The organism is Capnocytophaga sp. oral taxon 338 str. F0234 (genome assembly GCF_000192225.1).
Lineage (GTDB): Bacteria > Bacteroidota > Bacteroidia > Flavobacteriales > Flavobacteriaceae > Capnocytophaga.
On record NZ_GL872413.1, the window covers coordinates 2,215,311 to 2,241,189 of the forward strand.

Consider the following 25,879-nt stretch of genomic DNA (forward strand, 5'->3'; position numbering starts at 1 on the left):
TTATTACGACAAAAAGTCGTATCTTTGCTGCGTCAAACTAAAGTAATTTTCGCAATGCAAAAATACAATTATAATATGAGAAAAAAAAGAAAAACCAACAAAAAAATGAACAAAATGTACAGAGAGGCAATAACAGGCATATTACCTGATGAGATTGCTGAGAAGATTTTAGACGATAACGACTTCAGTTTAGATGTTGCAAAAGTGGCAAAGAAGCGTCAAGTTAGCGTTTTACAGAGTGCAAGAAAAAGAAGTAATAAACTGTTAACTCGTGAACTTAAGGAATTCTACAATGAGAATGGTTTTGAAGTTTAGAAAAAATGAACAACGAAAAAACAAAAAGAAGTCTAAAAAGGAAATTACATCGGTTAGAGACTTTAAAATTATGCTTACAATCAGCAGTGAGAAGTCTTACAGATGAAATTATATGTGTGAATGAAGAACTTGCCCTTGTGGAAGGGGGCAAGTCTTCAATAAAAGCTAAAAAAACTTTTGATATTTCAGATTACACAAGCAAATTTTATGCTGAATTTGAAAAAGCAAGACAGAATAGTTAATAAAAAAGCCTCACACGAAGGCGAGGCTTATAATGAAAACATTAAAAAATAATTAAACATGGCAAAGATACTACAAAAATTATTTTCTCACAAGTGCAAGGCAAAAAAAGTGCAAGAGAAACAGCTACAAGTGATTAACGGCTATTTATGTTATCAAAAGCGCCGTTATAGTGAGTGTAACCAGCGTCAAAAAGAAGATTATAACGCTTATTTTGCTCCTGAGTTGGAAGAATCCTTCAGGGTAATCCTTAGAAAGACGCAACTAAAATATGTATAAGATGAGAGCGTTAACACACTTAGAACTTAAGAGAGTGCTCTTGGAAATGGAAGAGCGACCTTATTATAGGGGTTATGATTTGTTAGGGACAGACCTTGAATGGCAGGGAGATATAGAAGGAGATTTTGAAACTGAGAAAGAATATGAAGATGATTGGTATTGTAGGATTGAGTATGTAATTTCTCCTGATTATGTATATAAGCATTGTGAATATATTAGTAACCACGAGGTAAGTATTACTCGTGTGGAAGTAAATTTTGAAACAGTAGAGATAAGTTCTTTTCAAGAGGAGTTGCTTGTGAAGGCATTAACAGAGCGGGCAAATGAATAGTATGAATTCTATGATGATGAAGACTTACATCCTGATTATGCAACGTCTTATAAGTGGTAATTAAAAAGTAAAAGAAAATGAAAACAGTAGTAGAAAAGGGCAAATGCTATGAGATAGGCGATTGGCTTTTGCAAATTGACAGAATAGACGAGTGTTATATATGGGGTTTTGGTGCCGATAGTGATAGGGTGATAGGGTTTGTATCCTTCCCTATTGATAGCCAAATAACCCGTGAAGTGCCCATCAATGACTATATCGCATATATAGATACAGCAAGGCAAAATGTTGCTTATGAGTATGAGCAGCGACTTTATAATCAATTCAAGAATAAATAACATTAAAAATAGATATAGAAATGAATGAGAATTTAATCACCGTGCAGCAGTTGCCTGTAATCCTTTATGAGAGGATAGAGAGTGTAGGGCAAGAGATTGACAAGCGTATTGCAGCGCTTGAGTTAGACAAACAACTTGTAACAGAGGAGACAAAGAAATCCGTTAAGGAGACAAGAGCCATGCTCAACAAAGAACTAAAAGATTTTGAAGAGCAGCGCAAACGGATTAAAGAGCAAGTAGCAGCGCCTTATGTGGCTTTTGAGAAGGCATATAACACCTTTATCAAAGAGAGGTATGAGAAAGCGGAAGGCATTCTTAAGGTTAAGATTGATGAATTTGACAATCGTCTTAAAGCGGACAAAGAAGCACGTATCAAGGCATATTTTGCAGAGCTCTGCCAAGCGAATAATATTGACTTCTTACCCTTTGAAAGGCTTGGATTAAAGATAAACACTACTACCATAGATAAGAATCTGCAGGATCTTACTAATGGCTATATAGACAATGTGGTTAAAAGCCTTGAATTTATTGATAGCCTTAACGAGACAGCCGAGTACAAAGCGGAGATTCTCACCGAGTACAAACAAACGCTTGATGTAACGAGTGCCATGCGTAACGCACAATATCGTAAGCAACAACGAGAATATGAGTTACAGAGACTTGAAGCGCAAAAGGCACGAGCAGCGCAAGCGAAGGAAGCAGCTGAAGCAAAGGAAGTAACTCCCTTGCAAGCACCTGAAGAAGTGAAGAGAGAAGAACGAATAGAGAAAAAAGAAGAAGAGCCAGCTACTGAAGAAGTAATACAAACCAGTTTTACAGTACAAGGGACTTATGAGCAACTCAAAGCCTTGAAAGCATATATCATTAGTAACAATATAAAAATCCTATAAAAATGAGTGCAATAACACAAACAACGGACAAAAGATTAGGGAACTTTCTTAATCAAGCTAATACAGCTGACTTTTTGACTAAAACATTAGGTGCAAGAAAATCGGAGTTTGTATCCAACTTATTAGCCATTTCAGACGCTGATAAGAATCTTTCACAATGTGATCCTTCTGAAGTGATGAAGTGTGCGATGAATGCCACAGCACTGAATTTGCCACTGAGTAAGAATTTAGGGTATGCATACGTTATTCCTTATAAGGATTGGAAGACGCAAGAAGTGCACCCGCAATTTCAGATAGGTTATAAGGGCTTTGTGCAATTGGCAATTCGCAGCGGTCAATACAGAACGATTAACACTTGCGAGGTGCGAGAAGGAGAGATTAAGCGTAACAAGTTCACAGGGCATACTGAATTTTTAGGTGAAAACCCTGAAGGCAAAGTCATAGGTTATTTGGCATACATAGAGTTACAAAATGGCTTTCAGCAATCACTATATATGACCCTTGAACAGGTTCAAGAGCATGTAAGTAAGTATTCCAAAAGCGGTATAGACAAGGACACTAAAGAATTTAAGGGGATATGGAGAAACGAATTTGATACTATGGCAAAGAAAACAGTTCTCAAGCTGCTACTGAACCGTTTTGGAGTGCTCTCAGTAGAAATGCAGCAAGCCATAGAGAAAGACCAAGCAGACAGCGAGGGGCGCTATATAGACAATCCTCAAGGAGGTAGGTATGTACAAGACGCTGTTATCATAGAACAAAGCGAGCCTACTGAGGTAGTAAGTCAAGAAGAGCCTTCACCAGCTCCTACTAAAGGCATTAAACAAGTAGATTTTAAACAGATGTAACTATGAAAACGAGTTATTTTACCTTTGGACAATCACACATATACCGGTTGAATGGTCAATCCTTAGATTGCAATTGTGTGATTAAGATAACAGCCGAAAATCCAAGAGATGTAATGGTTGAGTATTTTGGCTTAGGGTGGGCTTTTGAATACGATAAATGCCCTGAAATGAAATACTTCCCACGAGGTATTTATAACCTAACAGAGAACAAATGGGAGTAGCACAAGTCATTAGTTCGGGTAGCGAGGGAAACGCTGTGATTTATGATAATCAGATAATGGTAGATTGCGGTGTTTCTCTCAAAGCCTTAGAAGCAGTCAAACGTTCTTTGAAAATCGTATTACTCACTCATAAGCACGGAGATCATTTGAAATTACGCACCTTGCAGCGGTTACAAGCTGAAAGACCAACCTTGCGAGTAGCTTGCGGTGATTTTCTATTAGAGGAGTTGCCTTGTATCAAGAATATAGATGTGCTACAAGTGGGTATGTTGTACGATTATGGAGCGTTCAAGGTATCACCTGTTAAGCTGTACCACGACATGCCTAATTTCGGTTGGCGGATATTTTTAAACCCTACAATAATAGACTTTATAAAGGGTAACTATGAGTATAAAATATTCCACGCTACCGATACAGTACATTTGGAAGGTATCACAGCTAAGGGTTACGACCTCTATGCTATTGAGCATAACTATTGCGAGGAGTACATACAACAGGCAATAGAGGAAGCACGAGCCAATGGCGAATATACCCACGCTTACGGCAATATCAATACACACCTGAGCATACAACAAGCGAGGGCGTTTATTGAGGAAAACAGAAAGGAAAGCAGCGAGGTTTTGGAGCTGCATAAAAGTAGAAGTTTTTATCATTAGAATTAAATAAAATGAGTGAGTATATATATAAAAACGGCAAAAAATATCGCTTAGTTGAGGAAAAAAAAGAACGTTTATACGAAATTCATCTATTAGGAAACGAAAACAGCAAAGGTTACTATGGCGTTGATATAAGAACCTATGTTATTGCTTGTTCTGAAACTGGAGCAAGAACTAAAATTAATGGTTATTTGATAAATAATATAGGATATAATACTTTCAAAATTGTAGAGGTAAAAGATGTTACAAAAAGAATTGCATGTCCCATAGTAAATAAGAATTTAGACTTTTTCACCCTATATGAAGAGTATAAATATCTAAAACAGATTGAAAAGGAATATAAGCAACTAAAAAAAGAATTGAAACAAAATCAAAAGACATGGAAATACAAGGACGAATAAAACAGATATTTCCCTCTCAGGTGATAGGACAAAATGGCTTTGAGAAAAGGGATTTAGTGATAGTAACGGAGGAGCAATACCCGCAAACGATTATTATTCAATTTACACAGCAGCGTTGCGACTTACTCAATAATCTACAAGTGGGGCAAAATGTAAAGGTATATATTAATATCCGTGGTAGAGAATGGACGAACCCTCAAGGAGAGACCAAGTACTTTAACACGATTGAAGGTTGGAAAATTGAGGTGATACAGACTACTAATGTAGCTTATCAGCAGCCAGTCCCGCAAGCAGTACCTGTGCCACAACCACAGAGAGCACAGCAGCAGGTACAACAACCGCAGATATTTGATAACAACGGCAAAGAGCCTAACCCTGCAATATATGGCAATCAGGAAGATGATGATTTGCCTTTTTAACAACTTAAAATAAAGAAAAATGGAAAAACACACATTTTGCAAAGTGTATGAGTATGAAGATAGACAGATACTCGTGCAGAAAGAATACAACGGAGAAGATGAGAACTACTACATAAAAGTAACTACATCTATCGGAGGAGTATTAACAATGTTATCTTATGGATTTGCTACTGAAGAAGCGTCTATTGAATGCTTTGACGCTTTGACAAAAGATAAAGCATTAGAAATGTTTAAAAAATTAGGAATAATAAAGTAAAAAGAATGAAAACAGTATTTAAAGTAGGAATGAAGGTCTATGACCAAATAGTTTTTCCTAACAAAAAAGGTATTATAACTGAAATAGGAAAAGGAACAGTTTGTCCATTAATTGTAAAAGTAGAAAATTTTTATTTATATTACAAATTAAATGGAGCATTTGGAGCAGGTGTAATTCCAACTCTTTCTATAAAACCTTATGAAATAGAATTTCAAGGATTTGAACAAAAAGCTTCTGTACCAACTTATAAGGAAGCTGTAGAGTGGTTAGAAAAGAACTCTAAAGATAGAGTGATTTATGCAGATGAAGCCTACATTAATGAAGAATATGAAAGAGCTTTTGAAGCGCTCAAAAAATTGACTATTCTTAGAGACTATTACAATGAAGGTTGGCAGTCTGATTGGGAAGATGAAGAGGAAAAGTTTAGTATCCAAGTTTGTGAGGGAGAATTTCACACTTTTGAATCTATTGAATGTCAAAGGGTGGTTTCTTTCAAAACAGAAGAAATCAGAGACAAATTCCTCGAAGACCAAAGAGAACTATTAGAAATAGCAAAACCTTTATTATGACAAAAGTAATGATTGTCCTGTTGTTAGCCATTAACATCCTTAGCTTGATAATTCTAAGGGACTATACCAAAGCCACTCATGCAATGGTAACAGCTATATTTCTTTATTTATTACTCAGAGACCATGAAGAAGATAACAATCCGTAATATTAGGTAATTAGTAATATAAAAAGCAAGTATCAATCGGGATAGTAGCAGGTTCGAGTCCTGCCTTGCTTTCAAAATAAAGACAAAATGGAAGAACTTAAAAAAGAAGCAAAAGATATTCAAGATTACTTAGAGATTAGTTGTTCAGATAATCCAGAGGAAATGGTTGAACGTATTAAAGAGTTATCGGTATATATGGCTCGTAGTGGTGAGATGTTGGCAAAGGCAAAGTATCTCTACAACCAACGTACAACGGCTGAAATTACAAAGACTATCATAGCCATAGCAAAGGAGCAATATCTATCGGCAACAGCTCAAAATGCCTTAGTTAAGGGGATTGCTCAAGAGGAGCAGTTTCTTGTAGATTGGTTGGAACGTATTAACAGAGCTTGTACTCATCAGATAGAAGCACTTAGAAGTCTTCTAAGTTATGAGAAAGAGAATTTAAGGATAACAAAAACGGGATATTAAGCAAGTTTAGTTATTCGTTAAGCAAGGTGAAAATTAAATCCTAACAACCTAAAAACCAACGTAAAAAAGAAAATAAGCAAGTTTTAAAAGAAAATAAGTAATGAATAATCAAGTTTACAACTACAACGGAAATAATATCACTTTCCAACTTGGAAATGGTGATGTAATGATTAACGCTACTGAAATGGCTAAAGCGTTTGGAAAAACTCCTAAAGACTATTTAAGAACTCAATCAGCGCAAGAGCTTATTAACGCTCTTTCCGTTAGGCTAAAATGCCTAACGGCTGATTTAGTGAAAGTTGTACAAGGAGGGGATATACAAGGCACTTGGTTACACGAGGATGTTGCCTTAGATTTTGCCCAATGGCTTTCAGTTGATTTTAAATTATGGTGTAATGATAGGATAAAGGAGCTTTTAAAAACAGGCGTTACCACTATTTCAGACGAGGATGAAGCTATCTACAATGCTATGAATATTCTACAAAAGCGATTAGAAGCAAGCAAACAAAAAGTACAAATGCTTGAGAGTAAAGTAGAATTACAAGAAACAGAGATAAAGTACCTTGCTCCAAAGGCTCAATATACAGATGAAGTGTTACAGAGTACAAGTACTTTCACCACTACACAGATTGCAAAGGATTTAGGCATGAGCGCTCAGGCTTTAAATCAAAAGCTAAAAGAAAGGAAAATACAATTCTTTCAAAGTGGGCAATGGTTTCTTACTCATACCTATCAAGATAAAGGATACACAGACATGCGTATAACACCTTATTTTGACACAAAAACAGGAGAGCCTAAAACCTCTCAATCTATGGTTTGGACAGAGAAAGGCAGGCAATTTATTCATAGTTTAAAGATTAGTTAGTATTTCCGATAAACTGGTACCACAAACATATACCTAAAATATTTTTAACATAGAAATTGTTAAAGACAAAAAACCTAACATTATGAAAGTTATGTATCTCATGTCTTAGACATGATGCCCCCCGATAGGCAAGCCCTCACGTTCGAGCCGTGAGCGGGGGCAAAGATTAAAAAATAAAGTAATGAGAACAATTAAATTTAGGGGTTTTAGTGAAAAAGCTAACATATTTGTATATGGAGATTTATTAACCTTTGAAAATTGTTTTGGAATATCAGAAACTAAAGGTGAAAGAAATTTCTATATAGTAGAAACTAATTCAATTGGACAATTCACAGGACTATATGACAAAAATGGAAAAGAAATCTATGAAGGGGATATTGTTGAAAAAGCAGTAAATAATATAATTAGTAGTCATAGATTTAAGATTGTATACTCTGAATGTTTTGCTGGCTTTTGTAGACTTTATATAAAGAAAAAGGGTACAAGAGATGGTTTAATAAGTCTTTCTGAAATGGATGTAGATAGAGAAGAAATAAAAGTAATAGGAAACATCTACGACAACCCTGAATTATTCAAACAATAAAAAACAACCCGATTTGAATGAGATTGAGTGCGCATAAATCTTTATCAAATCTCTAATTTCAAATCAAAAAAAGCTAATGAATAATATACAATTATACAATGCCGATAACTTAGAGGTAATGGCAACCCTCGCCGATGAGAGTATTGATGTGATTTGCATTGACCCGCCTTATCTGTACCTCAAAAACCAAAAGCTGGAACGCCCTTTTGAAGAGCACAAGTTTTTTGCCGAATGCAAGCGGTTACTTACAAAGAAAGGCTTTATTGTGATGTTTGGTCGTGGTACTTCCTTTTATAGATGGAATACGATGTTAGATGGATTGGGGTTTGTGTTTAAGGAGGAGGTGATTTGGAATAAGGGATTTTCTACTGCGCCGACTTTACCAATACAACGCTTCCACGAGACAATTGCTATATACACAAAAGAAAAAGGGAGTATTAATGCAGATGTAAAAGTCCCTTACTTAGAAGTAAAACAGCACAATATAGATACTTTGGTGGGTGATATTAACCGAATTAAGTCAGCACTGAATAATACTAAGGAGTTAGATTACATGAAAGAATACTTGAGAACGGGGCATATCAATATAAGCAAAAAAAGAAATGACAAAACCAGTGGGTGTACGATCTCTAAAAATTCAATTGGTATATTCTCTATACCAACAATGTGCCTGAAAGCTATCAAAGAAGGAATGCGAGAACGCTCTATTATCAAAGTGAATTATGAAAGATTTAATAGACTTCACCCCACTCAAAAACCCGTTCGCCTCTTAGAGCGTCTGTTAGCACTGGTTATCCCAAAAGATAAACCTCTTAATGAAATAGTAGTAGCCGACTTCTTTGCAGGAAGTATGAGTTGTATGGAAGTGGTGTATAATATGGGTATGAAAGGCATTGCTACTGAGATAGACAAAGAATATTTTGAGAAAGGGAAACAGCGTATTGAAAATTTGCAACCTAAGTTATTCTAAGTACTCATTCATTTTTATGAGCCCTCGCTTGTACTTGGTGAGTTTGCTCAAGGAGAGGGCTTTATACAGATAACAAGTAATAGATAAAAATATGTCAAAAGATTTAATTTTTAAGGAGAGTTGGTATGAAGCCATGTGCCACCTCCCCAGATCAGAACAATCAAAAGTAACCATGGCAATATTGCACTATGTATTTGCTGATGAGGATTGGGAGGATGTCCTCAAGCCACAATCAAGAGCGGTATTTTTGCTTATCAAGTGTGAAATTGACAAAATAAGCGAATAAAACAATATCAATATGGCACGACCAAATAAACAAGGATTAGATTATTTCCCTTTGGACGTTGGGATTTTTGAAGACGATAAAATACTGGCTATCTCGGGGGAGTTCTCTGTGAAAGGAGAGATAATCGTTCTGAAAAGAGTTCTTTTAACCTTTGAAAGGAAGTGTTTATAAAAACCAAAAAGAAATGGAAAGAGAAACATTTGTTTTTTACAAAGATTGGTTGAATGTTATTAGGGATTTGCCAAGTGAGGTTCAGTTGGAAGTTTATCAGGCTATTGCGGAATATGCCATTTATGGTAACTTGATTGAACTAAAACCACTTGCAAAGGTAGCATTCGGATTTGTAAAGCAAACGATTGATAGGGATACACAAAAGTATATATCAATCAAAGAAAAGAGAAAAGAGGCAGGAACGAAAGGAGGAAGACCGTTGAAAACCAATGAATTAGAAGAAAGTAAAGAAAAGCAAAAAAACCAATTGGTTTTTAAAAAAAGCAAAAAAAGCAAAAGCCCCCTTAATGTAAATGTAAATGTAAATGATAATGTAAATGAATTTTCTCTTTTAGAAAAAGAGAAACAGAAAAGCGACTGCGCAAATTCGGAAATGGAAAGAGAGAATTCTCCTGTAGAAACTCCCATAGAGACTCCTTCTACTCCAGAAACACAAAGCAGCGGCGGGCGGAAAAAATTTATTATCCCTGCCCCTGAAGAAGTACAGACATATTGCGAGGAGCGCAAGAATGGCATTTTAGGACAGCAGTTTTGTGATTTCTATGCTTCCAAAGGTTGGAGAGTAGGGAGTCAGCCGATGAAGGATTGGAAGGCAGCTGTACGAACGTGGGAAACACGAAGGAAAGAAACAACAGGACCTCCCATGCAACAAGCACAAGTGCCCGTAGCAGCTCCTAAGCGCTTTCGCTATGATGAGAGCGGAAATGAGATAATTTATTAATTAAAAAAAACGGAAATGATAAGACAAATGCCTAATGACCTCAATCTTGAGGAGATTGTACTGGGAGGTATGCTTATAGACAATCGTGGAGTTTCTGAATTTGTAGAGGTGGTTAAGGATACAAATGTTTTTTATAATCAAAAAAATGCATTGATTTATAATGCTATCCTTTCGCTTTACAAGGATTCACAGCCAGTTGATTTAGTAACAGTTCGGATTGCCTTGCAGAAGAAAGGCAAACTCAAAGAAGCAGGAGGGGGTGCCTATCTTGTTGCACTCACTGAAAAAGTATCCTCTTCAGCACATATTTACAAACATGCGCTTATTCTCATGCAGTTGTACGTCAAGCGCAAGAGTATTGAAGTAGGTTATCACCTCACTGAGCAAGCCTACGATGAGGACATGGATATATTTGAGCTGTTGGATAGTTCTTACAAGGAGCTTGATAAAGTTTCCGATTGGCTTTCTATCAAACAACCGAAGGAGATAGGGGATTATCTTACAGAGGTCCTAAAGACAAGAGCAGAACGTCAAGTGGTACCTATGGCTATTCGTGATTTGAATTTGAAATTCAATGGTTACCAGATGAGTGATCTTACGGTTATAGCAGGACGTCCAGCTATGGGAAAGACAGCATACGCACTGAATGACGCCCTTCATCAAGCACGATTAGGTTACCCTGTAGGAATATTTTCCCTTGAAATGAGTGCGCAACAGCTTACCTCAAGGCTCTTTGCTAACTTTGCCCAGATAGACAGTAGTAAACTATTCTCTGGCACCCTTACTCCTTCGGAAATGGAGGTTGCCGTAGAACATAGAGAAGCGTTTAATAAGTTGCCTTTGTATATTGATGAAGAGCCTTTTTTATCCTTGCTTTCTTTGAAAATCAAAGCAAAGAAGTGGGTAAGAGATAAGAAAGTAAAAATTATTTACATTGACTATCTGCAACTGATTAGCAACCCTCTTAAGGGACGGACGCGAGATCAAGAGATTAGTGAAATATCTCGTACTCTCAAGGGCTTGGCTAAGGAATTGGATATTCCTATTGTCGCCCTCTCTCAGCTTTCTCGTTCTGTAGATTCAAGAACAGATAGACGTCCTCAACTCTCTGACCTTCGTGAATCAGGTGCCATAGAACAGGACGCTGACAATGTACTCTTTCTCTATCGTCCTGAATATTATAAAATTCCTCAATGGGAGGATAACACCCCTACAGATAACGAAGTAGAAATTAATATTGCTAAGTTTCGTAACGGTTCTGTAGGTCGTGTAATTGCCGGCTGTCAGCTACACTATATGCGGTTTTTTGAACGATACGGAAACGTAAGTATAAATACTTATCAAGAAAATAGTTTCCCAAAAATTGACCCTAAAAATAACAATCCATTTTAAGAATTAAACAATGAGAACAAAAAAACAAGATGAAGTTTCTCTTTTTGAGTATGCCACTAAGGACCTACTAAAAGCTTTTTGCAAGAAACAAGACTTAATCCCTGATTATTCAGTTGGAGGGGATCGTATAGACATGTTTTACATTTCTGATTTCTTCTTCAGTATCTCGGATATATACTTTGACCTCAAGAGCAATCAACCTGTGAGGAAAATTGTAGAGTGGTATTATTACATCTCTGAGCATGATGTAAATATTAATTACTACTCCTATTGCATGGGATTGAGAAAGGAGCAACTAAAAAAATGATTAACGGTAAATTTGTGAAAGATGAAAAATAACAACTACCCCAATTGGCTTGTCCCTTTTGATATAGCCTTTATGTTAGAACGAATAGGCTTTGATGAAAAATGTCTATTTGTATATCGTAAAAGCGATGAAATAAAATTCAAAATGGATTTAGATAAGGTATTTGAGGATACATCTGAATATTATTTTGAGGACTTAGAACCTTATGAGGAAGCTCCATTATTATGTATTCTATGCCCCACTTGGGAACAAGTCTTTGAGTGGTTCAGAGAGAAAGGTTTTGTAAGTTTTATCAAAATTGATAATCAGTCTATGTTTGACGAAGGTTGTTATTATTGCTATGTAATAAGCAATGAAAGAGGTAAGACGATAGATTGTAAAAGTGATTTTGACGATTACAAAGAAGCCCGTGAAGCCCTTGTAAAAGCTCTCATACAAACCTATAATATGCTAAATTAATAGTATTTTATGAGTAAAAAATGAAGTTATAAGGAGGGTGAAAGCAAAATATTTACCCTCTTTATTTACCTGCTCTAAAATCACAATTTAACAAAATAAAATAATATTTATTATCGTTTTTGCAAGTGTAAAAACACCCTTAATTTAACAATGCAAAACACCTATTACCAAATAGTTATGTTGATAACTTATAGCGATAATTCAAATATTTTTCTTATCTTTGCACTTTGTAAGAATTTAACAATAAAAATCGTATTTTCAATTATGAAAACCAATATCATAATGAAGAGTGCCGACCGCAACTTATTCGGCATAATTATCAAACAAAACACTAAAAACGGACAAAGTCTTTCTGTTACTGACCTTATGAAAGCATATGAAAAGGCACGTATGCAATATGGCGGAGAAGAAAAAAACATACACGAAATAGTCAATAATAAAGGGTTTAAGGAAACAATTTACATAACATTAAACAGAATAGGAGTTGTTAAGTTACATATTGACGACTTCCTGAAAGAAGTTGATGATAAAGGACTTATTAAGGTTTTGAAATCTATAGGAATGTGGGAGACGTATGGGAGAGGTGATAACAAAGAAGTTTTTTGTAACCCATATATTTGGACACTTTTAGCCTTAGAACTACATCCCATGTTCTTTGTAGAATTAATGTTTAGTGCGGATTTGGAAGGGTTAGATACAGACAACTTCTTTTGCTTTGACGTTCCTGCAATGCTTCCTAAAAAGGAGGTTATGAAAACGTACTTATTTCAATCAGGAGATAAATATAAGATAGGAAAATCACGAGATGTTAATAGACGATTAGAGGAATTAGAGTTATATAACCCTGATATAAAATTAGTGTGTGAGATGATGGGAGATTTAGAAACTGAACTACATGAAAAATATAAAAAATATCTGTATAAAAGAGAATGGTTTATTTTTGACAACGAAACTCTAAAATCAGTATTAAAAGATTTTAAACAAACAACTTCTAAGGGTAATTACTAATTACAAAGCAGCCTAATGACAACAGACGTACTAACCCCCAAGATAAAGAGCAAAAACAACAAGCAATTAAAGAGGAGTTTTCGTATAATGAGAGCATACCTACTTATTAAGATGGCTCATTTATATAGCCTCCGTTGTTTGAACCAATCGTTAATGAAGGCGAAGAATGACTATCATACAGCGGAGAATATATCCAATATGATAAATGAAGTATTCGGAGGACAAACCTCCCCTCAAGATTTTATCTGTGATAAGAATGAGCAGGCAGATAAGTGTATTAACCTCACTGAGGAGATGAAATCATACGAAGGGGTTCTTAACACACTAAAGATTAACCCTCAAGGTGTGTATGCCTTTTGTGCCGATGTAGAATATAATAACTCAGTCCCATTATTCAGTCGTTATGGGCAAATTGCTATGTATGTAATAGGGCATATTATGAATTATGACTTAGGTATGATAACCAAAGACGAAGCCTTAAAAAATATACAGTACCTCAAGGATTTTGAATTTGCTCCTAAAAACCTATCTATGGTAACTCGTAAGATAGTGATTCAAGTAGAAGAAGCCTTTGGATTAGTCTCTTTGAGAAGAATTATAAGACGCTACAAAAAAGAGTACAAGGGCAAAAAATTTAAAGTGACAATAAAAAGTAATGTACCCTTATGAAACACCAAGAAAGTACCCTACAAACCCAATGCGTTAAGTGGTTCAGGCTCCAGTATCCGAACCTCATTATTTACGCTACTCCCAACGGAGGTTCTCGCAACTCCATAGAAGCAAAAAGACTCAAAGCAGAAGGAGTACTCGCAGGAGTAGCAGACTTGACTGTATTACTCCCTCATGGGAAGATTCTCTATATAGAGATGAAGGTAAAAGGAAACAAGCAAACTCCTAATCAAAAAACCTTCCAACAAAAAGCAGAAGCTCTGGGGCATACCTACTATGTATGCTATTCCTTTGAGGAGTTTAAAGAGATTATCACTAAGGAGATACAAGAATAAAAAGTATTATGCCCATGCTTGAAAAAATTAAAATAGCCATCGAGGATACTACTCTTGAGTTCATAAAAGACAGGGTTATTTATCTAAAACTGTTTTGTGGACTTGCCTGCAAACACTCCTTTTCCTCACAGAAGGAAATAGCCTTGTACTTAGGAATTTCCCCTGCAAGTGTTGCCTATTACCGCAAGGAGCATAACAACATGCTATACATCACGGAATACGAACAACTATTCCATGAGGTAGAAGCAAAAATATTGTAATTGATATTCGTTTTTAATCTATTTTTGGTTAATGTTTTTCAACAGCAGCACCACTCCTAAGCTAAGGGGTGGTGCTTTCTTTTCCTTCTCCCCTCTCCTGCTCGTACTTCTCCTTGAGTTGAATAGCGTCTGCTTCCTTACGTACAAGGTACTCTATTAGGTTAGCTTGCGACATGCCTTTCTTCTCGGATAACAATTTTAGTAGAGTGATAAACTCCTCAGATACCCTAATATTTAAGGCTTTTCCTTTTATTCTTTCTCGTGCCATGCTCCTATTTATTTTTTTGCAAAGGTACATATATATTTTAATGTAAATATATGTGTATATACATTTAACTCTACATATAGAAAGGTTTATGATTTTATTAACTATAAGTGTAGCTAAAAGTATATACCTTTGCACCATCAAAATGAAATAAGAACATTAATTAAAAATATACGAATATGAAAGCTAAAGTAATTAAAGTTGGTACAAATGTTTATACAGAAGACAACTACAAAGCATTAACAGAGGGGTACAAGGTTGTAAAAAATGAAGATGGTACAATCACCCTTTTTCAAGGTACTGTCAATAAAATACCTGTTACTATCATAGCTGATAGAAAAAGTAAAAATGATGTATACACACTCAAAAATAGTCAATATATAGTACCTGTAAATATGCAAAAAGAGTTTTATGAAAACTACATTCTTAGAGAAACATCTCTTGAAAAAAACGCCCTCTGCAACAAAGGCAAACGAAAATTTGCACCTATGATTATAGAGGTTTTAGCTTGTGAAAATGCAATAAAAGCAGTAAGAGAGTTTAAAGAAGATTTTCTAAAAGTCAAAGAAGTACCAAGCGCCGAGCGCGGGCGTGCAAAAATTGAAATGCTTATGCAAAGAAAAGGTTTTTAAAAACACAGACCTAAGCAAGTCTAAAAACTGCTTTCTATCTTAAAAATCAATCAAAAATAAAATGAATATGAAACCAATGAACAAAAAACAAGATGCTGCATTTACATACCTTATGCTACAATTTAGCTTTGTAAGACCCCTTGAACAAACGCTTAATAACCTTAACGAGGGCATATACAAATATGGCAGTAACCAAGCCATGAAAGTACTTAATGAGACCTTGCAAGATTGCGTTAATTGCTTGCTTAATGCCCTTAATATTGACCTTAAATGCCCCGCCCTTGAGGGTACTTTCTCAAAAGAGAATGAACAAAAGTTTATCAAGTATTTTACCATGTTAAAGCAAAAATATCAAGAATATTCAGATGTAATAGAACTCTAATCACAGCCCTGAGCAAGGCGCAAAAAGGCTCAAATTTTCAATAATAATATATAAAAATCATTACAATGCTAACATTAGAACAAATTAAAAATTATCAATCAGAAATTCAAAAAATAGAACTTTCTGAAAACGATTTTAAAAGAGTAAGAAAAACAGCTAAAACTATTAATTATGGTTTTACTTTTACTGAACTTATAAAATATATCTTAGAGCACGAAAAAGCTGTTATGAATAATAACTTTCAAAAAGCACTATTTATTGAAAGACTTTTTGAAGATATAAACTATCATAGAGAGCTTGAATATTTAAAAAAATGCGATTATGAGAACGTTGCAAATATTTATCTTAATTATTAACTTCTAAAACACCTACCAAAATGGACAATAAATTACCAACCTGCGCTGATTATAAGAATTTTTTAAATCAAGCAATTCTAAAATTCAATATTTCAATAGATGAAGCACGAAATAAATTTGGACTTTATACTTATGGACAATGGCAAAAATTATTAAAAAATAAATCAAAATGAAAAATACAGATAGAAAAACAGTCTTTTGCCTCGCATGGCAATTTTTCAAGCAAACAGGGTACTCTTTTTCAGAATGCCTTAAAAAAGCGTGGGCAAATATCAAGCTCAAAGCTAAAATGAAAAGCCAAATCGTAGAATTTCACTACAAGAAGTTAGATGGCTCAATTCGTCAAGCCTTTGGTACGTTGGCAAACACACCTGCTACCACTACCAACCGCAAACCTAATGAGAATCTTTTTACCTACTTTGATACAGTAAAAAACGAATGGCGCTCATTCTACAAATTTAACATTTTAGATATAGCATAAAAAGTTATTCAAAAGAGAAGGGTTTTTAAAATATTTTTCATATTTTTGCACCTAACTAAAATAAAAGAAATGACTATCACTATAACACAATTATACCAACTACTAAGTAAAAAGCTCAACCAAGAAACCGCTGAGGCACTTACTACCTATATATCTGAGTATGTAACTGAAAATGTATAAAGAATTAGCCACAAAAGAAGATTTAGTACAAACTAAATTAGACCTTATCAAGTGGCTTGTGAGCCTCTTTGTTACCCTCGCCCTTATGATTATCGGCTTGTACCTAAAATAATATAAAAATTCAAAAAAAATTCAAAGAAAGAACAAACTTTACACAAACAACTATAGTAGCCCTTTGTGGCTTATATCGTACCTTTGCCTTGTACATAAAGCGTGTATAAGGTCTTTGAAATAGTGAAACACTTACAACCTTAATATAAAACATTAAAAAAATGACAATAGAGATAAATGGCAAATCAGTAGAGGCGTACCATCTTATAATGAAAAAAGAAAATGCCCTTGATATACTCAATGGTAAAAAGAAAGTAGAAATACGCACCTTTTCAGATAAATATATTTCAATGTTTATCGACCAAGAAAAGTACAAAGAGTACCAAGAGAAACTCAAAGAACCAGACTTTCAAGGTATAGACGAAAACGGTATATTAGAGTTTGATAAAGTCTATAGAGACGATATTAGGCACATCTTTTTCACCAACTACAATAAAACGTGGAACTTGGTAGTAGAGCTTGACGGTATTAATACCTGCTCAATGGTGAAAGATGATATTGAGTTTCTTAATCGTTGCTTTGACTTTCACGATTATGATAATGAGTGGCAACAGTTTGAGGGCAAAGAATTAGACGAAGTACCCGCTTTCTTTGTGCTTGTTATGGGTAAAATCATCAGCCACAAAGGTATATAATAATAAATCACGAACCTACAAAGGTCTGTAAGTGTAATAGCTTGCAGACCTTTTTTATTGTTTAACTTTAATATCTTTCAATTATGAGTGAACCTTATGCAGTACGATGGGCAGATGGTAAAAGAACAGTCTACAAGACTAAAAAAGATTATGAAAGCGGCAAACTTTCGTCTTTTGGTAGAACAAACCAAAGGTTAAGTGCTTCTTTTGCTAAGTAATCTAATCTTTTTTAGCTTATGCTTAACCGTGCCCAGCAAGTCATCGAGCAAATTGCTCAAAAAACCAGCAAGGTGATACTATTTCACTCTATGAGTGGTAAGGATAGTATTGCCTTGCTAAATTTGCTATATCCTCACTTTGAAAAGGTAGTGTGCGTATTTATGTATGTAGTGAAAGACCTCGACCACATCGCACGCTATATGCACTACATCAATAAGAAATACCCAAAAGCACAAATCATTCAAATACCTCATTTTGCTGTATTCTCTTACATCAAAACTGGACACTTGGGACATGCTCAAAACGAAAAACAACGCCTTTACAACCTTTCAGACCTTACGGATAACATACGAGAAAAAACATCTATAAAGTGGGCTTTTTTCGGCTTTAAGCAATCTGATAGTATGAATAGACGTGTAATGCTTCGTACTTATCAGGAGCAGGCTATCAATGAAAAGAACAAAAAAGTATATCCGCTTTCCACTTACAAGAATAATAACATAATAGAATACATCAAAGCGGAAAAACTCATCACTCCCGAAAAGTATGGTAATAGCCAATCATCAGGTACAGATATAAACGACCTTAACTATTTACTATTCCTTCGTAACCATTTCCCTAATGATCTGAAAAAGGTAATAGCTGAATTTCCATTAGTAGAACGCAAACTATACGAATATGCCTATGAAAGAGCTAAAACAATCTGAAACTATCACCATAAACCGTTCCCAAATCAACCTAAATCCTTACAACCCTAAAAGACACACCGACAAGGAAATCAAAAACCAACTCGCCAACCTCAAAAAGGTAGGCTTCAATGGGGGTATAAAGTGGAACAAGGTAACGGGTAATCTTATAGACGGACACCGTCGTATCAAAGCAATGGATATGTATTACAAGTATGATGGCACTCCTGAAACTGATTACCAAGTAAAAGTAGAAGCCGTTGCATTTGATATAAAAACAGAAAAAGAACAACTTACATACGAAGCACTTGGCAACACCCGTGCTGATTATTCCCTTGTTGCTGAATACATCAACGATATAGACTATACCAATTTAGGATTAAGTGACTACGATATTAACGAGCTTTCTCATTTCGTGGTTGATATAAATGACTACGCTCCACAAGTAGAAACTTATGAAGACCTTATAACACCGCAAAAGGAAGAACCTACCTACGACGAGAAAAAGGAACAAGTCAAACAGATGAAGCAGCAGGTAAAGGAAAAAGTTATAGAGCGACAAAAGAACGAAGACGCTTTTATTACACTATCCTTTTCCTCATACGAAGCTAAATCAGCATTCTGTGAGATTATGGGTATAGACCCTGATGAACGTTTTGCAAAGGGCGAAACCGTCCTTAACATGATAGATTAACATTTAATAACTTTTGATATGAAACCACGTAAGAAGATAGATAATGAAAAATATACTGACGAGGAGCTTAAACAGGCTCTTATCAAAGCTAATGGACAACCTACCAAAGCTGCCGAAATACTTGGTGTTACCTATCCATCTGTATATGGGCGTATTCGTAAAAATCCTGAATTGGAAATGGTACAAAAAGCCTACCGAGCACGCACATTCAATGATGTATCAAACTTGGTATCTGTCGTTGCTATTATGGGTGTTATTCGTGAGCCTCTTACTGATGAAGATGGTACTGTAATACCTAATCAATTCCGCGAAGTGCCTGTTGATTATCGTACTCGTATGACAGCCATGCAAACAGTACTATCCACTTTCCGTGTTGAAGATGGAGTGATTGACAAACTGGACATCACCACCGCTGGCAGCCCACTCGCTCAAGGGATCACCATTGAAGTCATTGACAAGCGGGAACAAGTAAGAACAGATAACGATGATAATACAGACCACTAACATATATACCCAAGTGGATAAGGCAATTAAGAAAGGATATACCACCGTATCAGCACAAGGCTCCAGCCGTAGCTCGAAAACGTTCAATATCCTTATTTGGCTCATTATTTATTGTCTTACTTACCCTAAGACACGTCTTTCTATTGTCCGTGCTACCCTGCCTGCTCTCAAAGGGTCTGTATTTGTCGATTTCAAGGAGATATTGTACAAGCTAAATGTATTTGATGAAGACAGTATCAATAAGTCTGAAATGATATACACCTTTCCTAATGGTTCATGGGTAGAGTTCTTTTCTACTGATAGCGAGCAAAAGCTAAGAGGGCGCAAGCGTGATGTATTGTATGTGAATGAAGCCAACGAACTCAAGTTTATAGAGTTCCAACAGCTAAAAATGCGTACTACCCAATTTACCATTGTCGATTACAATCCCTCTTTCTCCAATGACCATTGGTTGTGCGAATTAAACAAGGACCCTCGTACCTATCACTTTATATCCACTTATAAGGATAACCCTTTCTTGGAGCAGACGGTCATTGACGAGATAGAGAGTCTCCAGCACAAAAACCGCTCCTTGTGGCAAGTCTATGGATTAGGGCAGCAGGCAATGATTGAGGGACTTATCTTTGAAAAGGTTACTATAGTGGAGGAAATACCTATTTGGGCAAAGAAACGATACTTAGGACTTGACTTTGGTTTTACTCACGACCCTACCGCTATCGTGGAAGTCGCTTTCCTTGATAACAAGGTGTATATTGATGAAATATGCTACCAAACGCAAATGCTTACCACCGACATCATCGAAGCCCTTCGCCCCTATCGTATCTACAAAATCATTTCCGAAAGTGCTGACCCTCGCTTGGTGAAGGAAATAAAGAATGCAGGATATAACATCACTGCAGTAACCAAAGGGCATGGATCGGTTATGGAAGGACTTACCAAGATGTTAGAGTATGAAATATGTATCACCCGCAGAAGTGAAAACATCATCAAAGAGTTCAAGAATTACACTTATGCCCAAAGCAAAGACGGCGCATTCCTCAATGTACCCATTGACGCTTTTAACCATGCTATTGATGCCTCTCGTTACGTATTCTTAGAAGAAATATTAGGTAGAAACCGCAAACCGAAAGACTTAACAGGTATATTTTACTAATGAAAATTAATAATATTGACATACAAACGCTGAATGCACAACTCATTGAAGGCTCACTCGCAAGCCTCTTATCCTACCCTGCCCTTAAGACACCTAATAAAAACGATTGGGCAGAGGAAAGCGGTACAGAGTATGACCTTGCGACCCAAAAACTATCAGCAAAGGAAATCACTTTACAGTTGTTACTACCTGAAAGTAAATACAGCCAGCTTGTAACACTCCTTTCAGCAAGTGTGTATGCCGATTATACGTTTAAGCAAATACAACGGACATACAAGCTCCGATTGGTAGGGCTCAATAAAGTACAAAACAATGGTAATTATATAGTAGCCGATATTCGTCTTTCCGATGATAGCCCATTACAAGGATATACTTACCAAGCTCCCCTCCTTACTGCCTACAATGTAGAAACCTATATTGACAGCAAAAACTTATCTCAGTATGGTATTACACTATTAGAAGGTTCACAACAAGAAATAATCGCAGCAGGAAATGCTAAAGTGCCTTTCACAGCCCAAAATAGTACAATGAGCGGACTTATAGCAGCGAGTACCCCTGTACACTTTCAGGAGCGTGTTGCAACCCTCAAATGCTTTATGCGTTTGCCCATTGTCGACTTTCTCAAAGGGTATTATGCTTTCCTTTATGATTTAGTGCAACCTAATGCACGAACGCTCAAGTATAACGAAAAGGAGTACACTTGTATCTATAAAGACAGTAAAATAACGGAACTATATATTGACAATTCACTCATTTGGTCTAAGTTTGATTTACAACTAACAATAATCTAACGAATATGCAAATTCACTTTAACAGCACCTATATAGATGTCCTCCCCACTGATGAGAGCTACCGATACCACTCCATAATGGGCGAGCATACCCTTAATTTATATTTTGCCTTGCCTACTTACACCGACATACCTACAGGGGCTTGGTGCGAGTTTGCTAATGAGCGTTATACTCTCAATCAACCTGCTAAGATAGTCAAACATAACACACATCACTTTGAATATACCCTTACTATGGACAGTGAGGGCGCTAACCTGAAGAATTACAAGTTCCGCAATCCCAACGATAAGACCCTCAAATTTCCTTTCACTGCTTCCCCACGCTACCATATTCAGATATTAGTGGATTGCCTTAATATGATAGATAGCGGTTGGCAAGTAGGTAACTGTATAGAAGCCTCCGAAAAACTCGTATCATACAGTCATAACAACTGCCTTGAAGCGTTGGAAATGATAGCTAAAGCCTTTGAGACTGAATACGAAATCATAGGCAAAACAATTCATTTGCATAAGGTAGAGTATTTCAAGGATAATCCCTTACCACTCCAATATGGCAAAGGCAAAGGCTTCAAAACCGGTGTAAGTCGCACCACTGAGCAAAGCCGTATTACCCGCTTATACGTACAAGGAGGAGAACGTAATATTGACCGCTCAAAGTACGGAAACAAGGAACTCCTTTTACCCAAATCACAAGAGTACGTTTATGAAGGTGTAACATTCGTTTCAGATAAAAAAGGGCTATCAATAGCTATCAAGAACGTACAGAATAACGGCTTTATCAACGAACAAAGCCTTGATTTGTCTCATATATATCCTAAGCGTAAAGGCACAATTTCAGAAGTTTTTGAAGTTGATAAAGCAAAACACTTTTATGATTTTACCGATACTTCCATACCTCAAGCCCTTGATTTCAATGCAATGCAAATCAAAGGTGAAAAAATGCTTATCTACTTCGAAAGCGGTATGCTCTCAGGTAGAGAGTTTGAGGTACAGAAATACGACCACAATCAAAAAAGGTTTCAACTCGTACCCAAAGAGGAAGACGGCGTAACAATGCCTAATGATATATTCAAACCTGCTATAGGTGATGAATATTCCGTCTATAATATGCAAATGCCTAATGCTTATATTTGCGATGATAACACAAAAACGGGCGCAAGTTGGGAGATGATGAAAGAAGCATGCAAATACCTATACGAAAACCGCGCCGACCTCTTCACCTTCACCGGTGATTTAGACGGAATATGGGCTAAAAAGAACTGGGTAAATGTAGGAGGTCGTCTCAAAATGGGTGCTTACATCAACTTTTCAGATACCGAGTTCCAACGTACCCCCGTGGCTATTCGTATTGTAGGGCTTAAAGAGTATGTAAATAACCCCTATAGCCCACAAATAGAGCTATCCAATAAGGTACAAGGGCATTCTTTTGTTTCTGAAATGCGCAAACTCCAAAACCAAGAAGTATATTTTGGAGAACTCAATAAGCGTACACAATCATTAACTAAAAGAAGCTGGCGTGATGCCCAAGAAACCATCAAACAGATAGAAGCAGCCTTTCCTGAATATACCAAGAGTATTGTTCCTGCTACTGTACAGACGATGATGGCACTTATAGGTAATAAATCTACTCAATTTGCTTTTGTATCCTCTAAAACAAATCCTATTACTGTACCTCATGCATTGTATTTTGATAAAAACACGAAGCAAATCAATGCAGGTAGCGGGTGGCTCAAACATTTCACACTTGGTACTACTGATATAAATCCTAATCGTGATGCTAACAGCTATAAGTATTGGAATATTCCTGCTTTCGTATCAGGTAGATTAGACGATAAGGCTAAAACCTATTACCTCTATATCAAAGCATCCAAAACCGCTGAAACGGGCGAGTTTATCCTATCAGAGAATAAAATAGATATAGAGCAAGAAGCAGGCTTTTATCATTTCCTATATGCCACTGTCAATTCAGAATACGAAGGTGAGCGTGGCATAGCTAAACTCAATGGTTTTACTGAAATCACAGGTGGACAAATCAAAACCGATAAGATAACATCAGGAAATGGAGAGCAGTATATACACCTCTTTGATGACCATATAGAAATCAAAGCCAATCTTAAAATAACAGACGGCAACAAAACCGAGATAAAACAACTTATTAACCCTGATTTACAATTATTAGAGAATAGACTCAAACAATATTCTAATGAAAACAATGCCAAAGGTGAGATATACCTAAGAGGTACAGGATTAAACAGACACGCTGCACCTATTATTCAGATTAATGGACAAAATATAGTTCCTGACAATTATAGGGGACTATATCTCGCTGTTATTCGCCGTTCAGATTTGCAAATAATATTCAAGCAAAATTATGATACTTATGGGGCTACTGAAGAAAGAAAAGCATTAGCAAATAAGCTAAAAAACCTTAATAGTGATGTATTAGTTACATTAGTCTCAAGAGATTCAGCATTTGAAGACCCTTATATATTAGGTACTGATGAATTGAAAAATGCTCTCATCCGTTGTGGGGCTAATGATGACAATTCAAAATTTGTATCAAGAATGCCATACGCTTTTTTAGGTATTCCAAACATAGGCAAGGGCAACGGTATAGAGGTTTACACATCTACTGAAGTAAATGCCCCTTATGCCGAGATTGCTACTAAAATTATCAATGGTACACCGCAAGGAATGAATAGTGTTTTTAATGGTATGTTGCAAACCGCTAAAAATGCTACAGAAGCATATGCACGAGCGCAAGCAGAACTTACCAAAACACAAGCTATTGCGAATGCCGACGGCAAAATAACAGCGGCAGAACAACGACAAATACAACAACTCCAACAGAAACTACAAGAAGCTAAAAATTTTGCAAAACAAAAGGTAGATGAATTGAATATTGGTAGTCGTAATTTATTGCGCAATAGTGGCAGAAAAATAACAAACAATGGTTATCTCATTGCTACTTATGATATTACTACTGATTTAAAAGAGGGTGAAATAGTAACCGCAACCATCAAAGGTAAATTGGGCATGGGGAAAGCAGCATTTGCATTGTACAATAGTGGTGATAGAGTTGAGATAAGTACTTTAAAAGATGTAGGTAATGGTATATATAAAAACACATTTTCTTGGAGGATTGGTGGCACAAATAATAAAAAATTGTGGATTTGGATTTATCCATCAAATGTTGTAGTAGATAGCACCATAGAATGGGTTAAACTCGAACGCGGTAACAAAGCCACCGACTGGTCTCCTGCACCTGAAGATGTATGGGATACCATGGTAGATTTAGGTATCATTGACAAAAATGCAGCGGCTATCAATGAAGCCGAAAAAGCCAATATAAAGTATATCAATGGTATATTTAGCAAAGGGGCTGACTATACTAATGGCACGGAAATAGTAAAAAACACCATTACCACAGGGGCTATTACGGTAGGAAATACATTAGGAGGAAATGCAGGTATCAATGGGGCGGGGTTAGCAGGAAATTCTATTCGCTTATTTGCAGGCAAACCATATTCTCAAAAAGAACAAGCTCCTTTTAGAGTAGATGACAACGGCGAACTATGGGCTACCAATGCACATATATCAGGGCAGATTGACGCTGCCAGTGGACGGATAGGACAATTCTATATTAACACTGAGAACAATGACAATAAAGGACAATTATTTTCGGGAGATAATAATTCAGGAGGAAATGCTATTAATTACTCAGGGATTTTTCTGAAGAATCTTAATGAACAAACAGAAATACACCTTAGTTCCTCCCCTATCATTACCCAGAATAGAAGAGGTTTTTTAGATATAAATTATAAAGGAGAAAATCATAATACCATAGGCTCAAATATAACAGTAAGACCACGTACAGATAATGAATTTCAAAAATATTCACTTGCTCAAAAGATAGATGGGAATATTTTTACTATTGGTCAAAGAGCTATCTTTGATGATGGTTATATGGGGCTCGCTGAATCTTATGCTATAATTAACAATATAAGACATACACATACTTATATATTTACAAGTGTAGCTTCTAACAGACATACTATCTATTTACCAAACCACAGTCAAATAATACAAATAACAGGAAAGAGTAATGTAACCTTTGAAGTTACTATTATAATGGCTTATTCTGTAGGTGGTAGCAAGATAGTAGTACAAGGAGTTGCTAATGGATATATATTAGATAATGACGGAGGACATGCAGAAGGAGGTGATGGATATATAGAGATGGCTCGGGGAGATACTATGAGACTTCGTTTTTGTGAAGGTAATTATTATATTGTTTCTCTAAGAAGATAATTTTTAAACACTTACAA

At 36.0% G+C, this 25,879-nt stretch carries 42 protein-coding genes; 41 read left to right on the top strand and 1 reads right to left on the bottom strand.

The genetic code is table 11. The features are described 5' to 3' along the window. Window positions 1–75: 75 nt before the first annotated feature. The 28 genes from HMPREF9071_RS10060 (at window position 76) to HMPREF9071_RS10180 (ending at window position 14,463) form a co-directional block, all read left to right on the top strand. Entirely contained in the window at window positions 76–315 is a 240-nt protein-coding gene (locus HMPREF9071_RS10060; protein WP_162859680.1) for a hypothetical protein, read from the top strand. Window positions 316–320: 5 nt separating this feature from the next. Continuing rightward, entirely contained in the window at window positions 321–557 is a 237-nt protein-coding gene (locus HMPREF9071_RS10065) for a hypothetical protein (protein WP_009746531.1), read from the top strand. Window positions 558–615: 58 nt separating this feature from the next. Further along, window positions 616–834: a hypothetical protein gene (locus HMPREF9071_RS10070; protein ID WP_009746532.1), complete on the top strand. Its 219-nt coding sequence runs from the start codon at window positions 616–618 to the stop codon at window positions 832–834. Between the two features lies 1 nt (window position 835). Then, window positions 836–1,165 carry a hypothetical protein gene (locus HMPREF9071_RS10075; RefSeq protein WP_162859681.1) on the top strand — a complete coding sequence of 110 codons (330 nt, stop codon included), beginning with the start codon at window positions 836–838 and terminating at the stop codon, window positions 1,163–1,165. A gap of 77 nt (window positions 1,166–1,242) precedes the next feature. After that, window positions 1,243–1,500 carry a hypothetical protein gene (locus HMPREF9071_RS10080; protein WP_009746534.1) on the top strand — a complete coding sequence of 86 codons (258 nt, stop codon included), beginning with the start codon at window positions 1,243–1,245 and terminating at the stop codon, window positions 1,498–1,500. Window positions 1,501–1,520: 20 nt separating this feature from the next. Continuing rightward, complete coding sequence (locus HMPREF9071_RS10085) at window positions 1,521–2,390, top strand: DUF1351 domain-containing protein (RefSeq protein ID WP_009746535.1); 870 nt, start codon at window positions 1,521–1,523, stop codon at window positions 2,388–2,390. Between the two features lie 2 nt (window positions 2,391–2,392). Continuing rightward, on the top strand, window positions 2,393–3,238 hold the full coding sequence (locus HMPREF9071_RS10090; protein ID WP_009746536.1) for a recombinase RecT: 846 nt from the start codon (window positions 2,393–2,395) through the stop codon (window positions 3,236–3,238). A gap of 2 nt (window positions 3,239–3,240) precedes the next feature. Next, entirely contained in the window at window positions 3,241–3,459 is a 219-nt protein-coding gene (locus tag HMPREF9071_RS10095) for a hypothetical protein (RefSeq protein WP_009746537.1), read from the top strand. Further along, a complete protein-coding gene (locus tag HMPREF9071_RS10100) occupies window positions 3,450–4,115 on the top strand; it encodes an MBL fold metallo-hydrolase (protein WP_009746538.1) in 666 nt (221 codons plus the stop codon). Before HMPREF9071_RS10095 ends, HMPREF9071_RS10100 begins: the two co-directional genes overlap by 10 nt. Before the next feature lie 11 nt (window positions 4,116–4,126). Beyond that, window positions 4,127–4,516, top strand: a complete 390-nt coding sequence (locus HMPREF9071_RS10105) for a hypothetical protein (protein WP_009746539.1) — start codon at window positions 4,127–4,129, stop codon at window positions 4,514–4,516. Further along, window positions 4,495–4,935, top strand: a complete 441-nt coding sequence (locus HMPREF9071_RS10110) for a DUF3127 domain-containing protein (protein WP_009746540.1) — start codon at window positions 4,495–4,497, stop codon at window positions 4,933–4,935. Before HMPREF9071_RS10105 ends, HMPREF9071_RS10110 begins: the two co-directional genes overlap by 22 nt. Window positions 4,936–4,954: 19 nt before the next feature. After that, complete coding sequence (locus tag HMPREF9071_RS10115) at window positions 4,955–5,191, top strand: hypothetical protein (RefSeq protein ID WP_009746541.1); 237 nt, start codon at window positions 4,955–4,957, stop codon at window positions 5,189–5,191. A 5-nt stretch (window positions 5,192–5,196) separates the two neighbouring features. Next, the gene (locus HMPREF9071_RS10120) at window positions 5,197–5,760 is read left to right on the top strand and encodes a hypothetical protein (protein WP_009746542.1); all 564 of its coding nucleotides are present in this window, start codon (window positions 5,197–5,199) and stop codon (window positions 5,758–5,760) included. Then, window positions 5,757–5,906, top strand: coding sequence for a hypothetical protein (locus HMPREF9071_RS12270; protein WP_009746543.1), 150 nt, complete (start codon window positions 5,757–5,759; stop codon window positions 5,904–5,906). Before HMPREF9071_RS10120 ends, HMPREF9071_RS12270 begins: the two co-directional genes overlap by 4 nt. A gap of 87 nt (window positions 5,907–5,993) precedes the next feature. Beyond that, window positions 5,994–6,377 carry a hypothetical protein gene (locus HMPREF9071_RS10125; protein ID WP_009746544.1) on the top strand — a complete coding sequence of 128 codons (384 nt, stop codon included), beginning with the start codon at window positions 5,994–5,996 and terminating at the stop codon, window positions 6,375–6,377. Window positions 6,378–6,477: 100 nt separating this feature from the next. After that, entirely contained in the window at window positions 6,478–7,242 is a 765-nt protein-coding gene (locus HMPREF9071_RS10130) for a phage antirepressor KilAC domain-containing protein (protein ID WP_009746545.1), read from the top strand. Between the two features lie 181 nt (window positions 7,243–7,423). Next, window positions 7,424–7,825: a YopX family protein gene (locus HMPREF9071_RS10135; protein WP_009746546.1), complete on the top strand. Its 402-nt coding sequence runs from the start codon at window positions 7,424–7,426 to the stop codon at window positions 7,823–7,825. A 76-nt stretch (window positions 7,826–7,901) separates the two neighbouring features. Next, window positions 7,902–8,795, top strand: coding sequence for a site-specific DNA-methyltransferase (locus HMPREF9071_RS10140; RefSeq protein ID WP_009746547.1), 894 nt, complete (start codon window positions 7,902–7,904; stop codon window positions 8,793–8,795). A gap of 91 nt (window positions 8,796–8,886) precedes the next feature. Then, window positions 8,887–9,081 carry a DUF6291 domain-containing protein gene (locus tag HMPREF9071_RS12275; RefSeq protein WP_009746548.1) on the top strand — a complete coding sequence of 65 codons (195 nt, stop codon included), beginning with the start codon at window positions 8,887–8,889 and terminating at the stop codon, window positions 9,079–9,081. A gap of 12 nt (window positions 9,082–9,093) precedes the next feature. Then, complete coding sequence (locus HMPREF9071_RS12280; protein ID WP_009746549.1) at window positions 9,094–9,252, top strand: prophage Lp1 protein 20; 159 nt, start codon at window positions 9,094–9,096, stop codon at window positions 9,250–9,252. Between the two features lie 13 nt (window positions 9,253–9,265). Next, window positions 9,266–10,033: a DUF6291 domain-containing protein gene (locus tag HMPREF9071_RS12560; RefSeq protein ID WP_253908278.1), complete on the top strand. Its 768-nt coding sequence runs from the start codon at window positions 9,266–9,268 to the stop codon at window positions 10,031–10,033. A 15-nt stretch (window positions 10,034–10,048) separates the two neighbouring features. After that, complete coding sequence (gene dnaB, locus HMPREF9071_RS10150) at window positions 10,049–11,425, top strand: replicative DNA helicase (protein WP_009746551.1); 1,377 nt, start codon at window positions 10,049–10,051, stop codon at window positions 11,423–11,425. Window positions 11,426–11,435: 10 nt separating this feature from the next. Next, window positions 11,436–11,732, top strand: coding sequence for a hypothetical protein (locus HMPREF9071_RS10155; protein ID WP_009746552.1), 297 nt, complete (start codon window positions 11,436–11,438; stop codon window positions 11,730–11,732). A gap of 21 nt (window positions 11,733–11,753) precedes the next feature. Then, a complete protein-coding gene (locus HMPREF9071_RS10160; RefSeq protein ID WP_009746553.1) occupies window positions 11,754–12,191 on the top strand; it encodes a hypothetical protein in 438 nt (145 codons plus the stop codon). Between the two features lie 264 nt (window positions 12,192–12,455). After that, window positions 12,456–13,199, top strand: coding sequence for a GIY-YIG nuclease family protein (locus HMPREF9071_RS10165; RefSeq protein ID WP_162859682.1), 744 nt, complete (start codon window positions 12,456–12,458; stop codon window positions 13,197–13,199). Between the two features lie 15 nt (window positions 13,200–13,214). Then, the gene (locus HMPREF9071_RS10170) at window positions 13,215–13,868 is read left to right on the top strand and encodes a hypothetical protein (protein WP_009746555.1); all 654 of its coding nucleotides are present in this window, start codon (window positions 13,215–13,217) and stop codon (window positions 13,866–13,868) included. After that, a complete protein-coding gene (locus HMPREF9071_RS10175) occupies window positions 13,865–14,203 on the top strand; it encodes a VRR-NUC domain-containing protein (protein ID WP_009746556.1) in 339 nt (112 codons plus the stop codon). The genes HMPREF9071_RS10170 and HMPREF9071_RS10175 overlap by 4 nt, the downstream gene beginning before the upstream one ends. A 14-nt stretch (window positions 14,204–14,217) precedes the next feature. Then, window positions 14,218–14,463, top strand: coding sequence for a hypothetical protein (locus tag HMPREF9071_RS10180; protein WP_117601774.1), 246 nt, complete (start codon window positions 14,218–14,220; stop codon window positions 14,461–14,463). 61 nt (window positions 14,464–14,524) lie between these two features. On the opposite strand, the gene HMPREF9071_RS12285 is transcribed toward HMPREF9071_RS10180, so the two are convergent. Further along, window positions 14,525–14,869 (bottom strand): RepB family protein, encoded by a 345-nt coding sequence (locus HMPREF9071_RS12285; RefSeq protein WP_009746558.1) that lies wholly within the window; start codon window positions 14,867–14,869, stop codon window positions 14,525–14,527. A gap of 38 nt (window positions 14,870–14,907) precedes the next feature. On the opposite strand from HMPREF9071_RS12285, the gene HMPREF9071_RS10190 reads away from it, so the two are divergent. From HMPREF9071_RS10190 to HMPREF9071_RS11825, 13 genes are all read left to right on the top strand, one after another. Continuing rightward, entirely contained in the window at window positions 14,908–15,360 is a 453-nt protein-coding gene (locus HMPREF9071_RS10190; protein ID WP_009746559.1) for a hypothetical protein, read from the top strand. 76 nt (window positions 15,361–15,436) lie between these two features. After that, window positions 15,437–15,742, top strand: a complete 306-nt coding sequence (locus HMPREF9071_RS10195) for a hypothetical protein (protein ID WP_162859683.1) — start codon at window positions 15,437–15,439, stop codon at window positions 15,740–15,742. 65 nt (window positions 15,743–15,807) lie between these two features. Continuing rightward, on the top strand, window positions 15,808–16,098 hold the full coding sequence (locus HMPREF9071_RS10200; RefSeq protein ID WP_009746561.1) for a hypothetical protein: 291 nt from the start codon (window positions 15,808–15,810) through the stop codon (window positions 16,096–16,098). A 20-nt stretch (window positions 16,099–16,118) separates the two neighbouring features. Next, window positions 16,119–16,271: a hypothetical protein gene (locus HMPREF9071_RS12290; protein ID WP_009746562.1), complete on the top strand. Its 153-nt coding sequence runs from the start codon at window positions 16,119–16,121 to the stop codon at window positions 16,269–16,271. After that, window positions 16,268–16,579 carry an SH3 beta-barrel fold-containing protein gene (locus HMPREF9071_RS10205; RefSeq protein ID WP_009746563.1) on the top strand — a complete coding sequence of 104 codons (312 nt, stop codon included), beginning with the start codon at window positions 16,268–16,270 and terminating at the stop codon, window positions 16,577–16,579. Before HMPREF9071_RS12290 ends, HMPREF9071_RS10205 begins: the two co-directional genes overlap by 4 nt. A 452-nt stretch (window positions 16,580–17,031) precedes the next feature. Then, a complete protein-coding gene (locus HMPREF9071_RS10210) occupies window positions 17,032–17,505 on the top strand; it encodes a hypothetical protein (protein ID WP_009746566.1) in 474 nt (157 codons plus the stop codon). 83 nt (window positions 17,506–17,588) lie between these two features. Continuing rightward, complete coding sequence (locus tag HMPREF9071_RS12615) at window positions 17,589–17,723, top strand: hypothetical protein (protein WP_009746567.1); 135 nt, start codon at window positions 17,589–17,591, stop codon at window positions 17,721–17,723. Between the two features lie 18 nt (window positions 17,724–17,741). Then, on the top strand, window positions 17,742–18,431 hold the full coding sequence (locus HMPREF9071_RS10215) for a phosphoadenosine phosphosulfate reductase family protein (RefSeq protein WP_009746568.1): 690 nt from the start codon (window positions 17,742–17,744) through the stop codon (window positions 18,429–18,431). Next, a complete protein-coding gene (locus HMPREF9071_RS10220) occupies window positions 18,409–19,104 on the top strand; it encodes a hypothetical protein (RefSeq protein ID WP_009746569.1) in 696 nt (231 codons plus the stop codon). Before HMPREF9071_RS10215 ends, HMPREF9071_RS10220 begins: the two co-directional genes overlap by 23 nt. A gap of 18 nt (window positions 19,105–19,122) precedes the next feature. Beyond that, on the top strand, window positions 19,123–19,608 hold the full coding sequence (locus tag HMPREF9071_RS10225) for a hypothetical protein (protein ID WP_009746570.1): 486 nt from the start codon (window positions 19,123–19,125) through the stop codon (window positions 19,606–19,608). Beyond that, window positions 19,589–20,761 (top strand): PBSX family phage terminase large subunit, encoded by a 1,173-nt coding sequence (locus HMPREF9071_RS10230; protein ID WP_009746571.1) that lies wholly within the window; start codon window positions 19,589–19,591, stop codon window positions 20,759–20,761. Before HMPREF9071_RS10225 ends, HMPREF9071_RS10230 begins: the two co-directional genes overlap by 20 nt. Next, window positions 20,761–21,552: a hypothetical protein gene (locus tag HMPREF9071_RS10235; RefSeq protein ID WP_009746572.1), complete on the top strand. Its 792-nt coding sequence runs from the start codon at window positions 20,761–20,763 to the stop codon at window positions 21,550–21,552. Before HMPREF9071_RS10230 ends, HMPREF9071_RS10235 begins: the two co-directional genes overlap by 1 nt. A 5-nt stretch (window positions 21,553–21,557) precedes the next feature. After that, window positions 21,558–25,862, top strand: coding sequence for an interleukin-like EMT inducer domain-containing protein (locus HMPREF9071_RS11825; protein ID WP_117601747.1), 4,305 nt, complete (start codon window positions 21,558–21,560; stop codon window positions 25,860–25,862). The last annotated feature ends 17 nt before the right edge of the window (window positions 25,863–25,879 follow it).

What these genes read in the sequence shown, in the direction of transcription:
- HMPREF9071_RS10060 (WP_162859680.1), top strand. Translation starts at nt 76, where the DNA reads ATGAGAAAAAAAAGAAAAACCAACAAAAAAATGAACAAAATGTACAGA.
- HMPREF9071_RS10065 (WP_009746531.1), top strand. Translation starts at nt 321, where the DNA reads ATGAACAACGAAAAAACAAAAAGAAGTCTAAAAAGGAAATTACATCGG.
- HMPREF9071_RS10070 (WP_009746532.1), top strand. Translation starts at nt 616, where the DNA reads ATGGCAAAGATACTACAAAAATTATTTTCTCACAAGTGCAAGGCAAAA.
- HMPREF9071_RS10075 (WP_162859681.1), top strand. Translation starts at nt 836, where the DNA reads ATGAGAGCGTTAACACACTTAGAACTTAAGAGAGTGCTCTTGGAAATG.
- HMPREF9071_RS10080 (WP_009746534.1), top strand. Translation starts at nt 1,243, where the DNA reads ATGAAAACAGTAGTAGAAAAGGGCAAATGCTATGAGATAGGCGATTGG.
- HMPREF9071_RS10085 (WP_009746535.1), top strand. Translation starts at nt 1,521, where the DNA reads ATGAATGAGAATTTAATCACCGTGCAGCAGTTGCCTGTAATCCTTTAT.
- HMPREF9071_RS10090 (WP_009746536.1), top strand. Translation starts at nt 2,393, where the DNA reads ATGAGTGCAATAACACAAACAACGGACAAAAGATTAGGGAACTTTCTT.
- HMPREF9071_RS10095 (WP_009746537.1), top strand. Translation starts at nt 3,241, where the DNA reads ATGAAAACGAGTTATTTTACCTTTGGACAATCACACATATACCGGTTG.
- HMPREF9071_RS10100 (WP_009746538.1), top strand. Translation starts at nt 3,450, where the DNA reads ATGGGAGTAGCACAAGTCATTAGTTCGGGTAGCGAGGGAAACGCTGTG.
- HMPREF9071_RS10105 (WP_009746539.1), top strand. Translation starts at nt 4,127, where the DNA reads ATGAGTGAGTATATATATAAAAACGGCAAAAAATATCGCTTAGTTGAG.
- HMPREF9071_RS10110 (WP_009746540.1), top strand. Translation starts at nt 4,495, where the DNA reads ATGGAAATACAAGGACGAATAAAACAGATATTTCCCTCTCAGGTGATA.
- HMPREF9071_RS10115 (WP_009746541.1), top strand. Translation starts at nt 4,955, where the DNA reads ATGGAAAAACACACATTTTGCAAAGTGTATGAGTATGAAGATAGACAG.
- HMPREF9071_RS10120 (WP_009746542.1), top strand. Translation starts at nt 5,197, where the DNA reads ATGAAAACAGTATTTAAAGTAGGAATGAAGGTCTATGACCAAATAGTT.
- HMPREF9071_RS12270 (WP_009746543.1), top strand. Translation starts at nt 5,757, where the DNA reads ATGACAAAAGTAATGATTGTCCTGTTGTTAGCCATTAACATCCTTAGC.
- HMPREF9071_RS10125 (WP_009746544.1), top strand. Translation starts at nt 5,994, where the DNA reads ATGGAAGAACTTAAAAAAGAAGCAAAAGATATTCAAGATTACTTAGAG.
- HMPREF9071_RS10130 (WP_009746545.1), top strand. Translation starts at nt 6,478, where the DNA reads ATGAATAATCAAGTTTACAACTACAACGGAAATAATATCACTTTCCAA.
- HMPREF9071_RS10135 (WP_009746546.1), top strand. Translation starts at nt 7,424, where the DNA reads ATGAGAACAATTAAATTTAGGGGTTTTAGTGAAAAAGCTAACATATTT.
- HMPREF9071_RS10140 (WP_009746547.1), top strand. Translation starts at nt 7,902, where the DNA reads ATGAATAATATACAATTATACAATGCCGATAACTTAGAGGTAATGGCA.
- HMPREF9071_RS12275 (WP_009746548.1), top strand. Translation starts at nt 8,887, where the DNA reads ATGTCAAAAGATTTAATTTTTAAGGAGAGTTGGTATGAAGCCATGTGC.
- HMPREF9071_RS12280 (WP_009746549.1), top strand. Translation starts at nt 9,094, where the DNA reads ATGGCACGACCAAATAAACAAGGATTAGATTATTTCCCTTTGGACGTT.
- HMPREF9071_RS12560 (WP_253908278.1), top strand. Translation starts at nt 9,266, where the DNA reads ATGGAAAGAGAAACATTTGTTTTTTACAAAGATTGGTTGAATGTTATT.
- dnaB (WP_009746551.1), top strand. Translation starts at nt 10,049, where the DNA reads ATGATAAGACAAATGCCTAATGACCTCAATCTTGAGGAGATTGTACTG.
- HMPREF9071_RS10155 (WP_009746552.1), top strand. Translation starts at nt 11,436, where the DNA reads ATGAGAACAAAAAAACAAGATGAAGTTTCTCTTTTTGAGTATGCCACT.
- HMPREF9071_RS10160 (WP_009746553.1), top strand. Translation starts at nt 11,754, where the DNA reads ATGAAAAATAACAACTACCCCAATTGGCTTGTCCCTTTTGATATAGCC.
- HMPREF9071_RS10165 (WP_162859682.1), top strand. Translation starts at nt 12,456, where the DNA reads ATGAAAACCAATATCATAATGAAGAGTGCCGACCGCAACTTATTCGGC.
- HMPREF9071_RS10170 (WP_009746555.1), top strand. Translation starts at nt 13,215, where the DNA reads ATGACAACAGACGTACTAACCCCCAAGATAAAGAGCAAAAACAACAAG.
- HMPREF9071_RS10175 (WP_009746556.1), top strand. Translation starts at nt 13,865, where the DNA reads ATGAAACACCAAGAAAGTACCCTACAAACCCAATGCGTTAAGTGGTTC.
- HMPREF9071_RS10180 (WP_117601774.1), top strand. Translation starts at nt 14,218, where the DNA reads ATGCTTGAAAAAATTAAAATAGCCATCGAGGATACTACTCTTGAGTTC.
- HMPREF9071_RS12285 (WP_009746558.1), bottom strand. Translation starts at nt 14,869, where the DNA reads ATGGTGCAAAGGTATATACTTTTAGCTACACTTATAGTTAATAAAATC.
- HMPREF9071_RS10190 (WP_009746559.1), top strand. Translation starts at nt 14,908, where the DNA reads ATGAAAGCTAAAGTAATTAAAGTTGGTACAAATGTTTATACAGAAGAC.
- HMPREF9071_RS10195 (WP_162859683.1), top strand. Translation starts at nt 15,437, where the DNA reads ATGAACAAAAAACAAGATGCTGCATTTACATACCTTATGCTACAATTT.
- HMPREF9071_RS10200 (WP_009746561.1), top strand. Translation starts at nt 15,808, where the DNA reads ATGCTAACATTAGAACAAATTAAAAATTATCAATCAGAAATTCAAAAA.
- HMPREF9071_RS12290 (WP_009746562.1), top strand. Translation starts at nt 16,119, where the DNA reads ATGGACAATAAATTACCAACCTGCGCTGATTATAAGAATTTTTTAAAT.
- HMPREF9071_RS10205 (WP_009746563.1), top strand. Translation starts at nt 16,268, where the DNA reads ATGAAAAATACAGATAGAAAAACAGTCTTTTGCCTCGCATGGCAATTT.
- HMPREF9071_RS10210 (WP_009746566.1), top strand. Translation starts at nt 17,032, where the DNA reads ATGACAATAGAGATAAATGGCAAATCAGTAGAGGCGTACCATCTTATA.
- HMPREF9071_RS12615 (WP_009746567.1), top strand. Translation starts at nt 17,589, where the DNA reads ATGAGTGAACCTTATGCAGTACGATGGGCAGATGGTAAAAGAACAGTC.
- HMPREF9071_RS10215 (WP_009746568.1), top strand. Translation starts at nt 17,742, where the DNA reads ATGCTTAACCGTGCCCAGCAAGTCATCGAGCAAATTGCTCAAAAAACC.
- HMPREF9071_RS10220 (WP_009746569.1), top strand. Translation starts at nt 18,409, where the DNA reads ATGAAAGAGCTAAAACAATCTGAAACTATCACCATAAACCGTTCCCAA.
- HMPREF9071_RS10225 (WP_009746570.1), top strand. Translation starts at nt 19,123, where the DNA reads ATGAAACCACGTAAGAAGATAGATAATGAAAAATATACTGACGAGGAG.
- HMPREF9071_RS10230 (WP_009746571.1), top strand. Translation starts at nt 19,589, where the DNA reads ATGATAATACAGACCACTAACATATATACCCAAGTGGATAAGGCAATT.
- HMPREF9071_RS10235 (WP_009746572.1), top strand. Translation starts at nt 20,761, where the DNA reads ATGAAAATTAATAATATTGACATACAAACGCTGAATGCACAACTCATT.
- HMPREF9071_RS11825 (WP_117601747.1), top strand. Translation starts at nt 21,558, where the DNA reads ATGCAAATTCACTTTAACAGCACCTATATAGATGTCCTCCCCACTGAT.